This window comes from Haladaptatus sp. ZSTT2 (assembly GCF_037081775.1).
Taxonomy (GTDB): Archaea; Halobacteriota; Halobacteria; order Halobacteriales; family Halococcaceae; genus QDMS2.
The window spans coordinates 351,900-367,750 of sequence record NZ_JBAMHQ010000002.1 but is presented as its reverse complement, the minus strand read 5'-3'; the positions used below and the strand labels follow the sequence as shown (position 1 = coordinate 367,750).

Annotated in this window: 15 protein-coding genes; 6 read left to right on the top strand and 9 right to left on the bottom strand. The window is 59.6% G+C overall.

Annotation, left to right across the window (positions count from 1 at the left end):
- The first annotated feature begins 5 nt into the window (after positions 1–5).
- Positions 6–773, top strand: coding sequence for an SDR family NAD(P)-dependent oxidoreductase (locus V5N13_RS16530; protein ID WP_336361705.1), 768 nt, complete (start codon positions 6–8; stop codon positions 771–773).
- A gap of 4 nt (positions 774–777) precedes the next feature.
- Positions 778–1,194 carry a DUF3830 family protein gene (locus V5N13_RS16525; RefSeq protein WP_336361704.1) on the top strand — a complete coding sequence of 139 codons (417 nt, stop codon included), beginning with the start codon at positions 778–780 and terminating at the stop codon, positions 1,192–1,194.
- Positions 1,195–1,218: 24 nt separating this feature from the next.
- On the opposite strand, the gene V5N13_RS16520 is transcribed toward V5N13_RS16525, so the two are convergent.
- The gene (locus V5N13_RS16520) at positions 1,219–2,061 is read right to left on the bottom strand and encodes an ABC transporter permease (protein ID WP_336361703.1); all 843 of its coding nucleotides are present in this window, start codon (positions 2,059–2,061) and stop codon (positions 1,219–1,221) included.
- Between the two features lie 86 nt (positions 2,062–2,147).
- Positions 2,148–2,903 carry an SDR family NAD(P)-dependent oxidoreductase gene (locus V5N13_RS16515; protein WP_336361702.1) on the bottom strand — a complete coding sequence of 252 codons (756 nt, stop codon included), beginning with the start codon at positions 2,901–2,903 and terminating at the stop codon, positions 2,148–2,150.
- Between the two features lie 82 nt (positions 2,904–2,985).
- Here V5N13_RS16515 and V5N13_RS16510 point away from each other — a divergent pair, with 82 nt between their 5' ends.
- Positions 2,986–3,609 carry an isochorismatase family protein gene (locus tag V5N13_RS16510; RefSeq protein WP_336361701.1) on the top strand — a complete coding sequence of 208 codons (624 nt, stop codon included), beginning with the start codon at positions 2,986–2,988 and terminating at the stop codon, positions 3,607–3,609.
- Positions 3,610–3,613: 4 nt separating this feature from the next.
- Here the strand turns inward: V5N13_RS16510 and V5N13_RS16505 are convergent, their stop codons facing one another.
- From V5N13_RS16505 to V5N13_RS16480, 6 genes are all read right to left on the bottom strand, one after another.
- A complete protein-coding gene (locus V5N13_RS16505; protein WP_332900121.1) occupies positions 3,614–4,651 on the bottom strand; it encodes an LLM class flavin-dependent oxidoreductase in 1,038 nt (345 codons plus the stop codon).
- A 1-nt stretch (position 4,652) separates the two neighbouring features.
- Positions 4,653–5,888 carry a Zn-dependent hydrolase gene (locus V5N13_RS16500; protein ID WP_336361700.1) on the bottom strand — a complete coding sequence of 412 codons (1,236 nt, stop codon included), beginning with the start codon at positions 5,886–5,888 and terminating at the stop codon, positions 4,653–4,655.
- Between the two features lie 115 nt (positions 5,889–6,003).
- Positions 6,004–7,194 (bottom strand): ABC transporter ATP-binding protein, encoded by a 1,191-nt coding sequence (locus V5N13_RS16495; protein WP_336361699.1) that lies wholly within the window; start codon positions 7,192–7,194, stop codon positions 6,004–6,006.
- A 2-nt stretch (positions 7,195–7,196) separates the two neighbouring features.
- Positions 7,197–8,345, bottom strand: a complete 1,149-nt coding sequence (locus V5N13_RS16490; RefSeq protein WP_336361698.1) for an ABC transporter ATP-binding protein — start codon at positions 8,343–8,345, stop codon at positions 7,197–7,199.
- Between the two features lie 108 nt (positions 8,346–8,453).
- Positions 8,454–8,888, bottom strand: a complete 435-nt coding sequence (locus V5N13_RS16485; protein WP_332900125.1) for a universal stress protein — start codon at positions 8,886–8,888, stop codon at positions 8,454–8,456.
- A 76-nt stretch (positions 8,889–8,964) separates the two neighbouring features.
- Entirely contained in the window at positions 8,965–9,399 is a 435-nt protein-coding gene (locus V5N13_RS16480; RefSeq protein WP_336361697.1) for a GNAT family N-acetyltransferase, read from the bottom strand.
- A gap of 159 nt (positions 9,400–9,558) precedes the next feature.
- Between V5N13_RS16480 and V5N13_RS16475 the strand changes: the two genes are divergently transcribed.
- From V5N13_RS16475 to V5N13_RS16465, 3 genes are all read left to right on the top strand, one after another.
- Positions 9,559–11,658, top strand: coding sequence for a hydantoinase/oxoprolinase family protein (locus V5N13_RS16475; protein WP_336361696.1), 2,100 nt, complete (start codon positions 9,559–9,561; stop codon positions 11,656–11,658).
- A complete protein-coding gene (locus tag V5N13_RS16470) occupies positions 11,655–13,463 on the top strand; it encodes a hydantoinase B/oxoprolinase family protein (RefSeq protein ID WP_336361695.1) in 1,809 nt (602 codons plus the stop codon). Before V5N13_RS16475 ends, V5N13_RS16470 begins: the two co-directional genes overlap by 4 nt.
- A gap of 64 nt (positions 13,464–13,527) precedes the next feature.
- Positions 13,528–14,892, top strand: a complete 1,365-nt coding sequence (locus V5N13_RS16465) for an MmgE/PrpD family protein (protein ID WP_336361694.1) — start codon at positions 13,528–13,530, stop codon at positions 14,890–14,892.
- 31 nt (positions 14,893–14,923) lie between these two features.
- Here V5N13_RS16465 and V5N13_RS16460 read toward each other — a convergent pair whose 3' ends face one another.
- A complete protein-coding gene (locus tag V5N13_RS16460; protein WP_332900130.1) occupies positions 14,924–15,763 on the bottom strand; it encodes a polysaccharide deacetylase family protein in 840 nt (279 codons plus the stop codon).
- Between the last annotated feature and the right edge of the window lie 88 nt (positions 15,764–15,851).

The window sequence follows — 15,851 nt, the reverse complement described above, 5'->3', positions numbered from 1 at the left end:
TTCGTATGACACGGCTACAAGACCGAGTCGCACTCGTCACTGGGGCAAGCTCAGGTATCGGCAATGCAATCGCAACCACCTTCGGCAGAGAAGGCGCGAAGGTTGTACTCGCTGACGTTCGCAAAGAGCCAAAACTCGAAGACGAACGCTCGGTGTTCGACAAACTAGATGAACTCGATGCGACCTACACCTATGTGGAAACGGACGTGACGACTCCCGAATCAGTCGAGAAGGCAGTCGAAGCGGCTGTCAGTGAGTTCGGCGGCCTCGACATTCTCGTCAACAACGCGGGTATCTACTACCAGTACGCGGTGGGTGAAACGCCGCTCGAAGAATGGGACCAAATCATGGACGTGAACCTCAGAGGGCTGTTTCTGTGCTGTAAAGCCGCCCTCCCCGAACTCGAACGCTCGGAACACGCGAAAATCATCAATCTCTCTTCGATCTACGGGTTGGTCGGTGGGAAAGGCAGTGGGGCCTACTGCGCCTCGAAAGGCGCGGTGTCGAACCTCACCCGCCAGATGGCGCTCGATTACGCCGCAGACGAAATCAACGTAAACGCGCTCGCACCCGGTATCATCAAAACTGCCCAGAACGCCGAGTGGCGTGAGACAGACCCAGAGTTGCTCGCAGACTGGCAGGCGGCCACGCCGTGGCCGCGCTTTGGCGAACCGGAAGACGTGGCGAACGCCGCGCTGTTTCTCGCAAGCGACGAGAGCGACTTCGTGACCGGCACCGTCCTGAGCGTCGATGGCGGCTGGACGGCGAGGTGATTCGATGGGCGAACTCGAATTTATCCTTGGCGACCAGACGTTCACCGCGACCCTGTTAGAAGATGAAGCACCCGAATCCATCGCGGCCATGCGTGAGTTCCTGCCACTTGACTCTGAGATACAACACGTCCGCTGGAGCGGTTTTGCGGGCTGGGTGAACATCGACGAAGTCGACCTGCCTGACTTACCGCGAGAGAACCATACTGTCTACCCTTCTCGTGGTGACGTGCTGTTGTATCCGGGCTACAAGAACGACCAAGAGATTCTGATACCCTGTGGCCCAACGTGCTTCAAGAGTCCGGCCGGTGAACTCGCGGGTAATCACGTCGCCATTCTCGACGCGACTCGCGAGGAGCTTGCGTCGCTCGAAGTGTCGCTTCTGGAAGATGGGTCACAGCCAATAACGATTCGCGAACGGTAAACGCGGAAAAACTCGAATTTTTTGTTAATTGCGCGCAGAGAAGACGAGGAAGCCAGCGAACGCGAGCAAGATGGTCGAGGCAATCGTCGTCACGCTTCCGAGGGCGAACAACACCGGGGTTGCGCGGGTTGCGGATGCGACCGAGAACACTTCGAGCGGCATCGTGTTGCTGCCGCCGAGGAGCAGGAGGCTGCGCGTTGCCTCGTTGTACGAGAGGGTGAACGCGAACACGGCCGCGCCGAGGACGGTCGGGGCAATCTGTGGGAGGATGATTTCGCGGAACACGGTGATGTTGTCCGCACCCATGACACGAGCGGCTTCTTCGTTCTCCGCGAGATTCGGCGGGAACCCCGCGAGTAGGACAATCACCGCGAAGGGAAGCGTCCAGACGACGTGAACCGGCGTCGCGAGCCAGAGGCCCTTTTCGAGGCCGAGCAGTTCGTTCAGGAAGAGGGTCGCACCCACCCCGTAGGTGATGCCCGGCGTGATGATGCCGAGGATGAACAGGAACAACAGGCCACGCTGGCCCCAGAAGTCATAGCGGTAGGCAAGCGCCGCCATCGTTGCGAGCACCGTGGTGATAATCATGACCACAATCGCAAGCTGGAGCGACCGATACACTGCAGACACCATCGACTGGGTCTCCAACAGCTCGCTGTACCAGCTCGTCGTGAACTCGAGGAACGGGAAGGTCAACCCGCCCGAGTTAAACGAGAACCCGATGACAGACAGTATCGGGAGGTAGATGTACAGCGCGATGAGCGCGGTGTACACCGCGAGAATGTGTTTCATACTGATGCGTTCGACGAACGAAGCAAGGGCCGACTGATTGCGTTGCTCGCCCGAGCGGCCGGTTTGTGTTGACATCTATCACACCAGTTCTCCCCCATCTATATAAATTCTCAGGACACCGCTCGCATCGTGCTACTCAAGAAGACTGTTCGCGAATCGGCTCAGTGCATCGCGTCGCCACCGTCCGGACTGAGCGTCTGTCCGGTGTAGTAGCTGCTGTCGTCCGAGGCCAAGAACACGGCCGTCGGCACTACGTCTTCGACCCGTCCGAGACGGCCCATCGGCAACTCAGCCTCTTTGTTCGTGCGCCACTCCTCTGAAATGTCGGAGAGCAACTCCGTCTCGATTGGCCCGGGGGCGATGGCATTCACCGTTACGTCGGGGGCGACTTCTCTCGCAAGTGCTCGGGTGAAGGCGATGACGCCGCCTTTCGCCGCCGAATAGTGGACGAGTTCGGGGGCACCCTTGAAGCCGAGTTGCGAGGCCATGTTGATGATGCGGCCGTGGCCGGCCTCAAGCATCTTCGGCAGGACAAAGCGCGTAACGAGGAACACACCACGGAGGTCAACGGCCATAACGTCGTCCCACATCTCGACGGGCATCACCGCGAGGCGAGACTGTCGGACGATGCCCGCGTTGTTCACGAGCACGTCCATCTGCCCGAGTTCCGCGTCAAATGTGTCGACCATTGCCTTCACGCTCTCCTCATCGCTCACGTCACCGGAGAGGGCGATTGCCGTACCACCAGCGGCTTCGATTTCGTCTACGACCGCCTGTGCGCGTTCTGCTTCCTTGTCCGTCGGCGGATGGTTGACCGCGACTGTCGCCCCTGCTTCGGCCAACCCAATCGCAATTCCTTTGCCGATTCCGGTGCTCGCGCCGGTCACGAGCGCTGTCGTGTCTGCTAATCGCTCCATGCGGGATACTCACACGGTCGGGTCAAAAGTGTTCTCTCCGCCCCCTGAAAGAACTATCACGGTGTACGTGAACACAGCACATATGGACGAGCAAGCAGTGTACGAACGGGCCAGTATGGACACGAGCGTCGGCTACGGCGAGACGCCCGCCCTGCTCGTGGTCGATTTACAGAAAGGCTTCACCGACGAGGAGAACCCACTCGGGGGCGACCTCACTGGGGTCGTCGAACGCACGAACACGCTCCTTGAAGCGGCCCACGCCCGCGACGTACCCGTGGTGTACACTCGAATCGTGAGTTCACACCCGTCGTGTGCGGACATGGGCATCTGGCAGGAGAAAATCCCCCGCCTCGATACCCTCATGGCGGGCAGTGAGTGGGTCGAACTCGACGACCGCCTCGACGTTGCAGAGACAGACCACGTCCTCGACAAGCGGCAAGCGAGCGGCTTTCACGAAACCGAACTCGCCTCGATGCTCGTCGCGTGGGGTGTCGATACGCTCATTGTGACCGGGTGTACGACGAGCGGGTGTATCCGGGCCTCCGTGGTCGATGCCTGTGCCCACGGCTACCGCACAATCGTCCCGGCAGAAGCAGTCGGTGACCGGTCTACGCCACAACACGACGCCAACCTGTTCGACATGAACGCAAAGTACGCGGATGTCCGGCCGGTCGAAGAAGTCGTTTCGTACCTCGAAAAAGCGTGAGTCGTTAGTTCGCTTTGAACTCTGCGAACACGTCGATGACTTCCTCGACGTTCGGTCCGAGTGAGTAGAGTGCAGGTTCGGTACAGCCTGCGTCGCAGTACTCGCCGACCTTTTCGATGCAGTCTTCTGGCGTCCCGGCGGCGACGATGTTCGTCACCACGTCGTCCGAGACGAGGCGACTCGCGCGCTCGATGTCTTCGGCGTTCGCGGGCCAGCCACCGAGTTCCTCTGAGACCTGATCGCCGAGTTCGGGGTCGATACCGCACGCCTTGCGGATGTGCGGCTGTTGACCGATGTACTGGGTCACGAGGCCGCGGGCGTTGTCGATGGCCACGTCGCGGTCTTCGTCCATCGAGACGGCGATGAGCTGTGGACAATCCACGTCATCAAGGGTGCCGCCCTGTTTTTCGACGCCGATTTTCAGCTGCTCTAACGCCAACTCGTTGTGTGACGGCGGGATGAGGTAGTTCATGAACACCCCATCGACGACGCCGAGGCCGGTGAGTTCGCCGGACATCTTGTTCATCGTCAGCCCGGTCGCACCGATGTAGATGGGCACGTTGCGCTTGTCTGCGTTCGCCCGGACTAGGTCGAGTTCGATGTCGTCTACGTCGATGAACTGCCCGTCGTAGGTGACGTTCTCCAAGTCCAGCAGTTTGCGCAAGACGGTGCAGTACTCCCACATGTAGCGAAGCGGGTTCTTGCGGTCGATGCCCACCTTGCTCGCAAGGGGGTCCCACCACGCGCCGATGCCGAGCATCGCGCGGCCGCCGGAGAGTTCATCCAGCGTCGAGAACGTTTGGGCCATGAGCGCGACGTTACGCGTATAGCAGTTGGTCACGCCCGGCGCGAACTTGATGGTGTCTGTCATCTGGGTGTACGCCCCCATGACGGTCATCGCGTCGCGGACAAGGCGAGATTCGCCCTGCCAAACGGTGTCGAACCCCTTGTCCTCTGCGTACATCGCGTACTTGATTTCGTCTTTGATGTCCGGGCGCTCCCAGTTCCAGATGGCGAGGCGGTCGAAGGATGGGTCGCTCATATCACTCACCTCCGGCGAGTTTGACCGCCGCGTTCACAATCGTCGAGGCTGCGGAGTAGCAGTCGTCCCAACTCGTGTACTCGCTCTCGTTGTGGCTCTTGCCGTTTTCGCTCACCGAGAACACCATCGCCGTGTCACACACGCTGTGGAGGTGGGTCGCGTCGTGGCCCGCCCCGCTGAAGATGCGCATGCTATCGAGTTCGAGGTCGTCTGCGGCTTCTTGGACTGCATCGACGCACTTGTCCGAGAACGTGACGCTCGGGGCGCGCATTCGCTCGTTCCACTCCCACTCGACGCCCTCGCGCTCTGCGGCCCACTCTGCTTCCTGCAGGACGCGCTGGAACGCCTCTTCGACGATTTCGTCGTCGGGGTCTCTGAAGCCCCACGTGATGGTGACTTCGTCCGGGATGATGTTGATGGAGTTGGGCTTGACATCGACGTAGCCGACCGTCCCAACTGTTCGGTCGCCAAGCGTACCCGGAATCCGGCGAATTTGTGTGATGACGTCTGCGGCCGCGACGAGCGCGTCTTTGCGGTAGTGCATCGGCGTCGGCCCGGAGTGGTCTGCGTCGCCATGGAAGGTCAGCCCGCCCCACGTGAAGCCGACGATGCCAGTGACCACGCCCACGTCTTTGTCGTTCTCTTCGAGGTACGGCCCTTGCTCGATGTGGAGTTCGAGGTAGGCTTCGTACTCCTCGCGGGGTTCGACTGGCTCGTCGCCTTTGTAGCCAATCCGTTCGAGTTCTTCTTCGAACACCGCACCGTCTGCATCGGTTTTCGCGTACTCCTCTTCGAGTGAGTGTGCCCCCGCCCAGACGCCGCTGCCCTGCATCGCGGGCTGGAAGCGAGAGCCTTCCTCGTTGGTCCAGTTCACGATTTCGATGGGGTGTTCGGTCTCGATGTCGTGTTCGTTCAACGTTCGGACGAGTTCGAGCGCGGCAATCACGCCCATTGCACCGTCGTAAATCCCGCCATAGGGCTGGGAGTCGAGGTGCGAGCCGACGAGCACAGGCTTTGCATCGGGGTCGGTTCCTTTACGTCGACCGAACATATTCCCGAACTCGTCTACCCGCGTTTCGAGTCCCTCTGCGTCCATCTGTGCTGCAAACCAGTCACGAATCTCCTTGTCCTCATCAGAAAGCGCTAGCCGGTGAAGCCCACCGCCCTCGGTCCCCCCGATTTGTGCTTGCTCTTTCATCGTCGCAACAAATCGCTCGCGGTCCAGTGTTACTGGCATAGTAGACACTCTCAGAAGTGCGCAATAAGTATTTGTGTACGGTTAGCACGCACGTCGCGTCTCACCTGAAACGCGATTGATAAAATCCAGTCGAAAACCGTCCGCCGGCTGCCAGTTACTTGCCGAGGATGTCGGTTTCGAGGTCGATGTCTTCTAACACGCTCGTCCGTTCTAAGATGATGGTGTTTGCTGCGTCCCAGCCAACCGTCACCCGGTCGCTGTCAACGGTGAGCTTCTCCTCGGATTTTAACTGAATCTCCTCGGTTTCTCCCTCCTCGGTCGTCGCAGTGAGAATCATCTGCGTACCGGAGCCAGACTGGTAGAGCACGTCTTTGACCGCACACTCGATGGTGTTCTCGGCTTTATCGTCGAGCGAGAGGTACTGTGGACGCACGGCGAACGGAACGCGCTTGCCGACGAGCGAACTCGGCTCGGATTCGAGGTTGTCGGTGCTCACCGTGAACTCGCCAAGTTTGGTCTTGATGGTCGCACGGGTTTCGTCGTCTGAGAGCGCGACGAGTTCGCCATCGAACAGGTTCGAGTCTCCGACGAACGCCGCGACGAACGCGGTGTTCGGTCTGTTGTACACTTCATCGACCGGCCCGGAGTGCTCGATTTTCCCGCCGTTCATGACCACGATTTGGTCTGCGAGCCGCATCGCTTGGGTCTGGTCGTGGGTCACGTAGACGAAGGTGGTGTCGAGTTCGCGGTGGATGCGCAGCAGCTCGCGCTCCATTTTCTTTTGGAGTTTGTAGTCCATGTCGCCAAGCGGCTCGTCGAGCAACAGCAGCTTCGGTTCGAGCACCAGACTGCGGGCGAGGGCAACGCGCTGTTTCTGCCCGGCGGAGAGTTCGCGGGGCTGGCGGTCGCGCAGTTCGTGGAGCTGCATCATCTCGAGGACGTTTTCGAGCCGTTCGTCGATGACGTCCTCTGTGAGCTTCATCCGTTTTAAGCCGTAGACGACGTTCTCGGCCACGGTGAGGTGGGGGAACAGCTGGAAATCCTGGAACACGAGGCCGATGTCGCGGTGGTACGTTGGCGTGTTCGTGATGTCCTTGCCGTCTAAGATGACGCTGCCTTCGGTTGGCTTGATCTTCCCGACAAGCGAGTGGAGCGTGGTCGATTTCCCACAGCCAGAGGGGCCGATGACGACACAGAAGTCGCCCTCTTTGATGCTAAAGGAGATGCTGTCGACAGCGAGCGTCCCATCGGGGTAAATTTTCGTCAGGTCTTCGACTCGGAGTACGTCAGAACGGTCTTCGGCGGTACTTGCGTGCGGTTGATTTTCGAGATTTGTGTTGGACACGATTACACCTCCATCAGGTCATCGACGGTCACGGTATCGACTACGCTCAGCGTATCGTAGGCGATGGCGTCTGTGGCGTCCCAGCCAATCGTCGTCTGGTCGCCAATCGCTTCGAGCGGGACGTTGCCGGTCACGACAATCTGGAACTCTTCTGTATCCTCGCCAATCGAGACACTGAACTCCGTTTCCTCGCCCGTGTAGGTTCTGCCGACGACAGTTGCGGCGAACGTGTTTTCCTTCGTTGCGGCTTCGTTGCCGATGGTGATATTCTCCGGGCGGATGAGCACCATCGTCTCGGTGCCATCGGGGAACGGGCCGTTGTGTGCCTCAGCGACTACGTCGCCCTGTGGCGTGTCGACGACGGTATGTGTCGCGGTGGTTTCACGGACGGTTCCGAGCAGCGGGTTCGAGTCACCGATAAACCGGCCAACGAAGGCGGTTTCGGGGCGGCGGTACACTTCGTCAGGCGTCCCGACTTGCTCTATCATCCCGTGGTTCATCACCACGAGTTTGTCCGCGAGCTTGAGCGCCTGGTCCTGGTTGTGGGTCACGTAGACGAACGTACTCCCCATGGACTCGTGGATGCGGCGCATCTCCAACTCCATGCGCTTTTGCAGCTTGTAGTCAAGGTCTGCAAGCGGGTCGTCTAAGAGCATCACGTCACACTCACGGACAAGCTGACGGGCGAGTTCGACGCGCTGTTGTTGGCCACCACTCAGCTCTGAGGGCTTGCTGTTTTTGGTTTCACCGATGGCGAGCATGTCGAGGACCTCGTCTATCTTTTCGTCAATCTCGGCCTCGGAAAACGACTCGTCCGATTGGTGAAGCCCGAACGCGACGTTTTCGCCAACGGTCATGTGCGGAAAGAGCCGTTCTTCGAAGTCTTGGAACACGTAGCCCAGATTTCGGTCTTCGACGGGCACGTCGTCGACATTCTCGCCGTCGAGACGAATCGAGCCGTTGTCGAACGAAACGACGCCTGCAATCGATTTGAGCAGGGTCGATTTTCCACTGCCACTCGGTCCAACGACGACACAGAACTCGCCGGGTTTGACGGTGAAATCGATTCCCCGTAGTACTTGTTCGTTTGCAAAGGACTTTTCGAGTGAGGAGATGGAAATGATATCCTCGCCTTTGCTAAGCGCACTCATGATTGGTGAATCGCCAACAGTGGCTTTAATGTTTTGGGACAAATTTCAGACAATTATCTGAAGAATGTGAGTGGGTCAACGGGGAGCAATCCGCCTGCAGACGCGCGATTAGCCGAGTTGGAACACGGTACACGGAACGGAAAGGCCGAGAATAATGTCTTGGCTCGTACTCCCGAGCAGCGCCTTGCCGGTCGGGCTCCGTTTCCGGCCACCGATGAACACATGGTCGATGTCGTGGGTATCGACGTAGTCGACGACTTCGTGGGCCGGGTTGCCAACAAGGCCGACGACGGTTCGCTCTAGCCCGGCGTCACTCACAATGCGCGCGGCTTGGCTGACCACGGTGTTTCGTTTTGCCATATCGGAGGGGTCTGCCGAGTCGTACTTAAAGTCGGAGAGGAGGTGTTTGAACTCGGATTCTGAATACACCCGCAACAGCGTGACGTGCGCGTTGAACGCGGCCGCAATTTCGACCGCGCGCTCGGTCAGTTCCTCGATATTCATGCGCTCTTCACCGACGGCGATGAGAATTCGCTCAATCATCTGTCTGCCACCAAGTTGGCAGAACTACATGATAAAGGTGCCCACGGGAAACGCTACCAAATATCGGAGAGTCGTGTTATTCGTGTAAGTCTTTTTTGAAGGTGTAGCAGTAGCGCTCGTAGTCCATCCTGTTTTCGTAAAATCGGTGGGCGTCGTCGCGCCAGAGACCGGATGCCAACTCGATGACTGCACAGCCACGGTCTGCGCCCCATTGCTCTAAGTGCGCCAACAGTGTCTCGCCGTGACCCTCAGACCGGCGGTCTTCGCGGGTTACGAGGTCGTACACCCAGATGTGCGAACCGTGATAGAACGTCGTTGAAATCCGTACACCGCCGACCGCGAGCAGATCGTCGCCTTCGAACAATCCGAACAGGCGATACCCCTCGTCGGCCATGGTTCGCAGGTAGGTCATGTACTGTTCTTCGGGTATCGGTCTGAGTTCGGCCATGACGGGGTAGGCGGCGCGCCACTCTACTTCCGTCGTGAGTTCAGTTACAGTCGTCTCTGGCATGGTGGCTCACGATAGTACCGACACGACACCACGACATAAATGGTCGTCTGGGGTTCCGGGCGGAGACGGTTCTCCACGAAAAACCCGTGCGGAGCGGGTAGACGTGTCATCACCCGGGGAGAAACGATTATGTGGATGACCGATAAGGTGGGTATGTGTATGTCAAGCAGTACCAGTAGTAGCCTCGCCAGTGTACGCATCGGGGTGGACGTTGGTGGGACGAACACTGACGTCATCCTTGTCACGGACGAGGACGAATTTATCTATAAAACACCGTCTACAACCGACCCGTCGAAATCGACGGTGACTGGCATCGTTGAAATCTGCAAGCTCGCGGGCATCGAACCGGGCGAAGTCGACCAGATTCTTCACGGAACGACCGTCGCAACGAATGCGCTTTTGGAACACGAAGGTGCGACGACCGGAATGCTCACGACGCGTGGGTTCAGAGACATCCTCCACATCGGACGTCACCGCAAGCCACACAGCTTCTCGCTGCAGCAAACGATTCAGTGGCAAGAACAACCCATCGTCGAACGACGCCACCGAAAGGAAGTCACAGAGCGAATCCATCCACCTGGTGACGTGGTCACCCCGCTTGACGAAGATGAGGTTTTGACCGCAGTCGAAGAACTCGTGGCCGACGGCGTCGAATCGGTCGCCGTCTGCTACCTCCATTCATACCTGAATTCTGCCCACGAGGCGCGGACGAAGGAACTCATCGAGGAACACTATCCCGACCTGTTCGTCTCGACGTCTCACGAAGTCATCTCACAGTTCCGTGAGTTCGAGCGCTTTACGACCACGGCGATTAACGCCCGCCTCGCACCCGTGATGTCCACGTATCTCTCACGCCTCCAAGACCGACTCACTGAGGAAGGCTTCGACGCAGAAATCCTCATCATGCAGTCGAACGGCGGGATGGCGAGCCTCCAGAATGTGGCCGAACAGCCAGTGACGACACTCGTCTCCGGCCCGGCCGCCGGGGTGCTTTCGGCTGAGTTCGAAGGAAAGTCCGTCGACCAGCCAAATCTCATCATGCTCGACATGGGCGGGACGAGCGCGGACATCTCCGTGGTTCCGGGTCGCGTCCTCGAACGTGACCCCCGCGACAGCATGGTCGGTGGCTATCCGGCCATCGTCCCGATGCTCGATATCGCTACAATTGGGGCGGGTGGTGGGTCAATCGCCTGGTTCGACGGCGCGATGGGCTTCAACGTCGGCCCGAAAAGCGCGGGTGCAGACCCTGGACCGGTGTGTTACGGACTGGGCAACGACCAGCCAACGACGACCGACGCACAACTCACACTCGGCCGCATCGACCCCGACGCCTTCCTCGGCGGCAACCTCGACATCGACAAGAAGCTCGCGGTGAACGCCATCCAGACACAGCTGTGTGAGCGCGTCGACCAGTCGCGCTTCGAGACGCCAGAACACGCCGCCCTCGCCACGCTCGAAGTGGCGAACACGAACATGTACCGGGCGATTCGCGAACAGACCGTCCAGCGCGGATACGACCCACGCGAGTACACGATTGTCGCCTTCGGCGGCGCAGGACCAATGCACGCGGCGAGCATCGCAGAGGAACTCGAAGTTTCGACCGTCCTCATTCCACCGTCACCCGGCATCGCCTCCGCGCGTGGCCTGCTCACGGGGAACGTCAAATACGACTTCCAGCAAACCGTGAGTCAGCGACTCGAAACCGTGTCCACAGAGTACATCGACGAGGCGTTCGACCGACTCGAAGCGAACGGCCGCGAGCAACTCGAACGCGACGAAATCGACGAGTCTCACTGGCAGTTCGAGCGGACAATCGACTGTCTGTACGAAGGCCAAGGCTACGAGTTGAGTATCGAGTTCGATTCGACCGACGGCGACTGGCACGAGCGCATGCGCGAGAAGTTCGAGCAGAAACACGAAGCCGAGTACGGTCACTACTTCGAGGCCGACCCGGTGGTCCTGCTCAATATGCGCGTGACCGCCATCGGGGATATTCACTCCTATGAACCAAAGCCAGTCGATGAAGGCGGCGAAGACCCAAGCGACGCACAGACAACTGAAACGACGGTGTTCTTCGGTGATTCTGCGGCACCTGATGAACTGACCGTCCCGCGCTACGACCGCGACGAATTGACCGCAGGGAACGTCATAGACGGCCCAGCCATCGTTGACGAGTTCGACAGCACAGTCGTCATCAATCCGGGCTGGACGGCGACGGTGTTACAGAACGGTGCGATTCAACTGCGGAGGGAACCATGAGTTCAGACAGACCAGAGGACGAGACGGTACAGACCAGCGCGATAGACATCCTGAAAGACCGCGATATCGACCCCGTCACGATGCAAGTCATCGGCGGCGAACTCGATACGATTGCCCAAGAGATGGGCTACAAGCTCATCCGCTCGTCGTACTCCTCGATTATCAGGGAGAGCGAGGACATGGGCGCAGGCATCTTCACGACCGACTGCAGAGAGCTGTGTGAAAGCGACTCGACGCCGATGCACGTTGGCTCGCTCATTGGCTACTTACAGGGGATGTACGACACCTTCGAAGAGCGCGGTGTCGAACGCGAGGACATCATCAACGAAGGCGACGTGTTCATCCACAACCACCCTCACTACGGCGCGAGCCACTCGCCGGACATTGCGGTCGCCGTCCCCATCTTCTACGAGGGCGAACACATCGCATGGTCTGCGAACACGGCTCACCACTTGGACATCGGCTCTGCGACGCCCGGCCTCGCCATCGACTTAGAGGACATGTACGCGGAAGGCAGCCTCTTTCGGGCGACCAAAGTGTTCGACGAGGGCGAACGCGTCGATGAAATCTGGAACTTCATTGAGGACAACGTGCGCACCCCGCGCGAAGTCATCGGTGACCTGCAAGCCCAGATTTCCTCGTGTAACGTGGGCAAAGACCGCTATCTCGCGCTCGTCGAAAAGTACGGCTTAGAAGAAATCCAGAACGCCGGTGAGGCGCTCATGGACTACGCAGAAGCCCTGCTTCGAAACGAGATTCGTAAGATTCCAGACGGCACCTACTACGCAGAAGACTACTTAGACGACGACGGGCGCAATCGTGGCAAACGCCTGAAAATCGCCGTCGAAGTCACCGTTGATGGCAGCGACATCACGGTGGACATGAGTGAGTCCGCAGACCAGACGCCGACGGGGTACAACGTCCCGTTCCACGGCTCTACGGACGTGTGTATCTACTTTACCATCCGGTCGCTGCTGATGGACACCTTCGTGCGCGACGAGTACCTGCCACAGAACTCGGGGACGTTCAAACCGGTCCATCCGAAGGCGCGCCCGGGTTGTATGTTCAATCCGACGCCGCCAACCTCGGCGTTCGCCCGCATCAACCAGGTGGACAAGATGAGCGACCTCATCATCAAGGCGCTCGCGGACGCCTTACCAGACAAAGTGTGCGCCGGCACCTGCGGACAGGTGTACTTCGTCAGCTACGGCGGCACCGACGACAAGGGCGAATACTGGGTGTATCTCGAAGTCAACGAAGGCTCCTACGGGGGCCGCCCGGCCGCAGACGGCCTCGATGCGGTCGACGCGCTTGTTCACAACACGAAAAATCGGCCGGTCGAGGACATCGAACTCTCCCATCCGATGCGCGTCGAACGCTACCACCTCCGCGAGGACGGCCACGGCGCGGGCAAGCACCGCGGCGGCCACGGCATCGTCCGCGAGTCGCGCTTCCTCACGAACGCTGTGATGACGATGGAGGGCGACGGGAACACCTACCGCCCACACGGGCTGTTCGGCGGCGGCGAGGGGACTCACGGTGACCTCAAACACATCAAAGCAGACGGCGAAGTCATCGACTTGAACTCGAAGGAATCGGGTTACAAGTTCGAGGCGAACGACCGCGTGCTCATCAAAACCGCGAGCGGTGGCGGTTATGGCGACCCACACGAGCGCCCCGCTGCACAGGTGTACGAGGACTATCTCGATGGGCTCGTCTCGGTCGAAGACGCCCGCGAGAACTACGGCGTCGTCATCGAAGACGGCGAACTCGACATGGCTGCGACCACCGAACTGCGCGCCTGAATCGGCGGGCTGTGTGGCTCGGTGACACAATCTTTTAGCCACCCTCGCCCAAACACCCACTATCATGACCCAGTCGTCAGCGGAGACTACCCAAACTCCCGAAGACGTGCTCGCAACGTTCGTCGCCGGGTTGTCCTACAAGGACGTCCCCGAGAGTACCATCGAAACCATCGAACGAGCGTTCGCAGATACCGTTGGCGTCACGCTCGCTGGCGTCGTCGCTGACGCGGGCAAACGCGCGAGCGCCATCGCCACACCGACCGCACCCGAAAACGGCGGGGTGAAAATTCTCGGAACCGGAACCCACGCCGCACTCGCAGACGCGGTGCTCGCAAACGGTACTGCGGGTCACGCACTCGATTTCGACGACCTCTCGTGGGCCATGGACGGCCATCCGAGCGTTCCGATGGTCGCCCCCGCACTCGCCCTCGCAGAGCAACTTGACGCGAGCGGCAAAGACCTCATCACGGCGTTCGCCGCAGGCTACGAAGCCGAGTGCTACGTCGCAGAGCCAATCAGCCCCACCCACTACGAACTCGGCTGGCATCCGACGGCCACGTTCGGGACGTTCGGGGCGGCGGCGGCAGCCTCGCAGCTCCTCGGGCTGTCTGCTGAGGAGACGAAACGCGCGCTCAACATCGCCGCCTCAATGCCCTCTGGGCTCAAGCGAAACTTCGGGTCGATGACGAAGCCGTTGCACGCGGGATTGTCCGGGCGCTCCGGCGTCACCGCCGCGCAACTCGCTGCAGAAGGCTTCACCGCAGACGAGGCCGCAGTAAGCGGGTCACGTGGGTTCTGGGACCGGTACGGAACGGGGGCAGAGCGGGTGGCGAAACCACCCGGTGACCCGTGGCGACTGGTTGAGACGGGCATTAGCATCAAAGCCTACCCGTGTTGTTACTTCACCCACACGAGCATTGCCGCTGCCCAAGACCTCGTGTCGACTCACGACATCGAACCAGCAGACGTCGAACAAATCAAATCGACGGCTTCCGGTGGGGCGGGCGACGCGCTTTCACATCCCGACCCGCAGACCGGCCTCGAAGCGAAGTTTTCGATGGAGTACGCCCTCGCGTGTGCGGTGGCGCTCGATACGGTTTCACTCGACGCCTTCGAAGACGATGCTATCGGGGAAGAGACGGTACAACGTGTGCGCGAGCGAGCGATTTTCGAGGTCGATGAGAGCCTGCCCTACAAATCGAACGACGTGCTCGTCGAACTGACGACAACGGACGGTGACACTTACGAAGCGACGCTCACCGAGCCGCCGGGAACGCCGAACAATCCGCTTTCAGACGCCGAACTGCGGGCGAAGTTCATCGATTGTGCGACGAGAGCCGTGTCCGAATCGGTCGCAGAAGAGACGGTCGACAAACTGCTCGCGCTGCGCGACCAGCCGAGTGTTCGTGACATCGTCGCACCGCTCTGAGGAACCCGGTTTAAAAAAATTCGACGTGGGTTTAGTTCGCTTCTCTGAACTCGGTGGCGACGGTGTCCATCTCTTTGAACTCGACGCCGGGCTTGGTCTGCATGTGCTGGATGAGTTTCTCTAAGCGCATGAGCCGGTGGCCCTGACCGATAACCTGTGGGTGCATCGTGAGGATGAACACGCCATCATCGACGTTGTCGTACATCCAGTCGAATTGGTCGTACCAGCGCTGGAAGATGGAATCTTCACTGACGTACCCCATGCGGTGTGGGCGTGCCCACGTGAACGTGAACGGCGGCCAGTCGTCGCGCTGCCACGAGACGGGGAGTTCGACAATGTCGGTTGGTTCGCCGCGGTCGTATGGGCCGTCTTCTGGGGCGCTCCACCCGCCGTAGGTGTAGTGCGGTTTGAAGTCAGAAGCCATCTTGCTCGAATCCCACTCGATGCCGATATCTTCTAAGATGTCGAGGGTGTGTGAAGAAAAGTCCCATGCCGGCGAGCGATAGCCGGTTGGCTTGCGGCCGGTGAGATCAACGATGCAGTCGACGGCGCGTTCGACGTCTGCGCGTTCTGCTTCTTCTGATTCGAACGTTGCTGGGCCAGTGTGACTCCACCCGTGGTGTTGGATGTCGTAGCCACGATCCCAAACCTCTCCACTAATCTCAGGGAAACTGTCGATGGTGTGGCCAGGAATGAACCACGTCGCAGGAATGTCGTATTTGTCGTGCAGGTCGAGCAGTCGTGGCGCGCCAACCTCGGCACCGAACACACCGCGGGAGTGTCGGGTTGGTTCGTCCCACGAATCGTAGGACCACAGCCAGGTCGATACGGCGTCGAAATCGTACGATAGGCAAACGGTAGCTTTTGTCATGCGTCAGGCTGTAATTCCCAGTGAAACTGGTTAAGTCTTTACCGAGTTGTCACATTACTTGCCATTTTCAGTCAGAGAAAACCGGCAG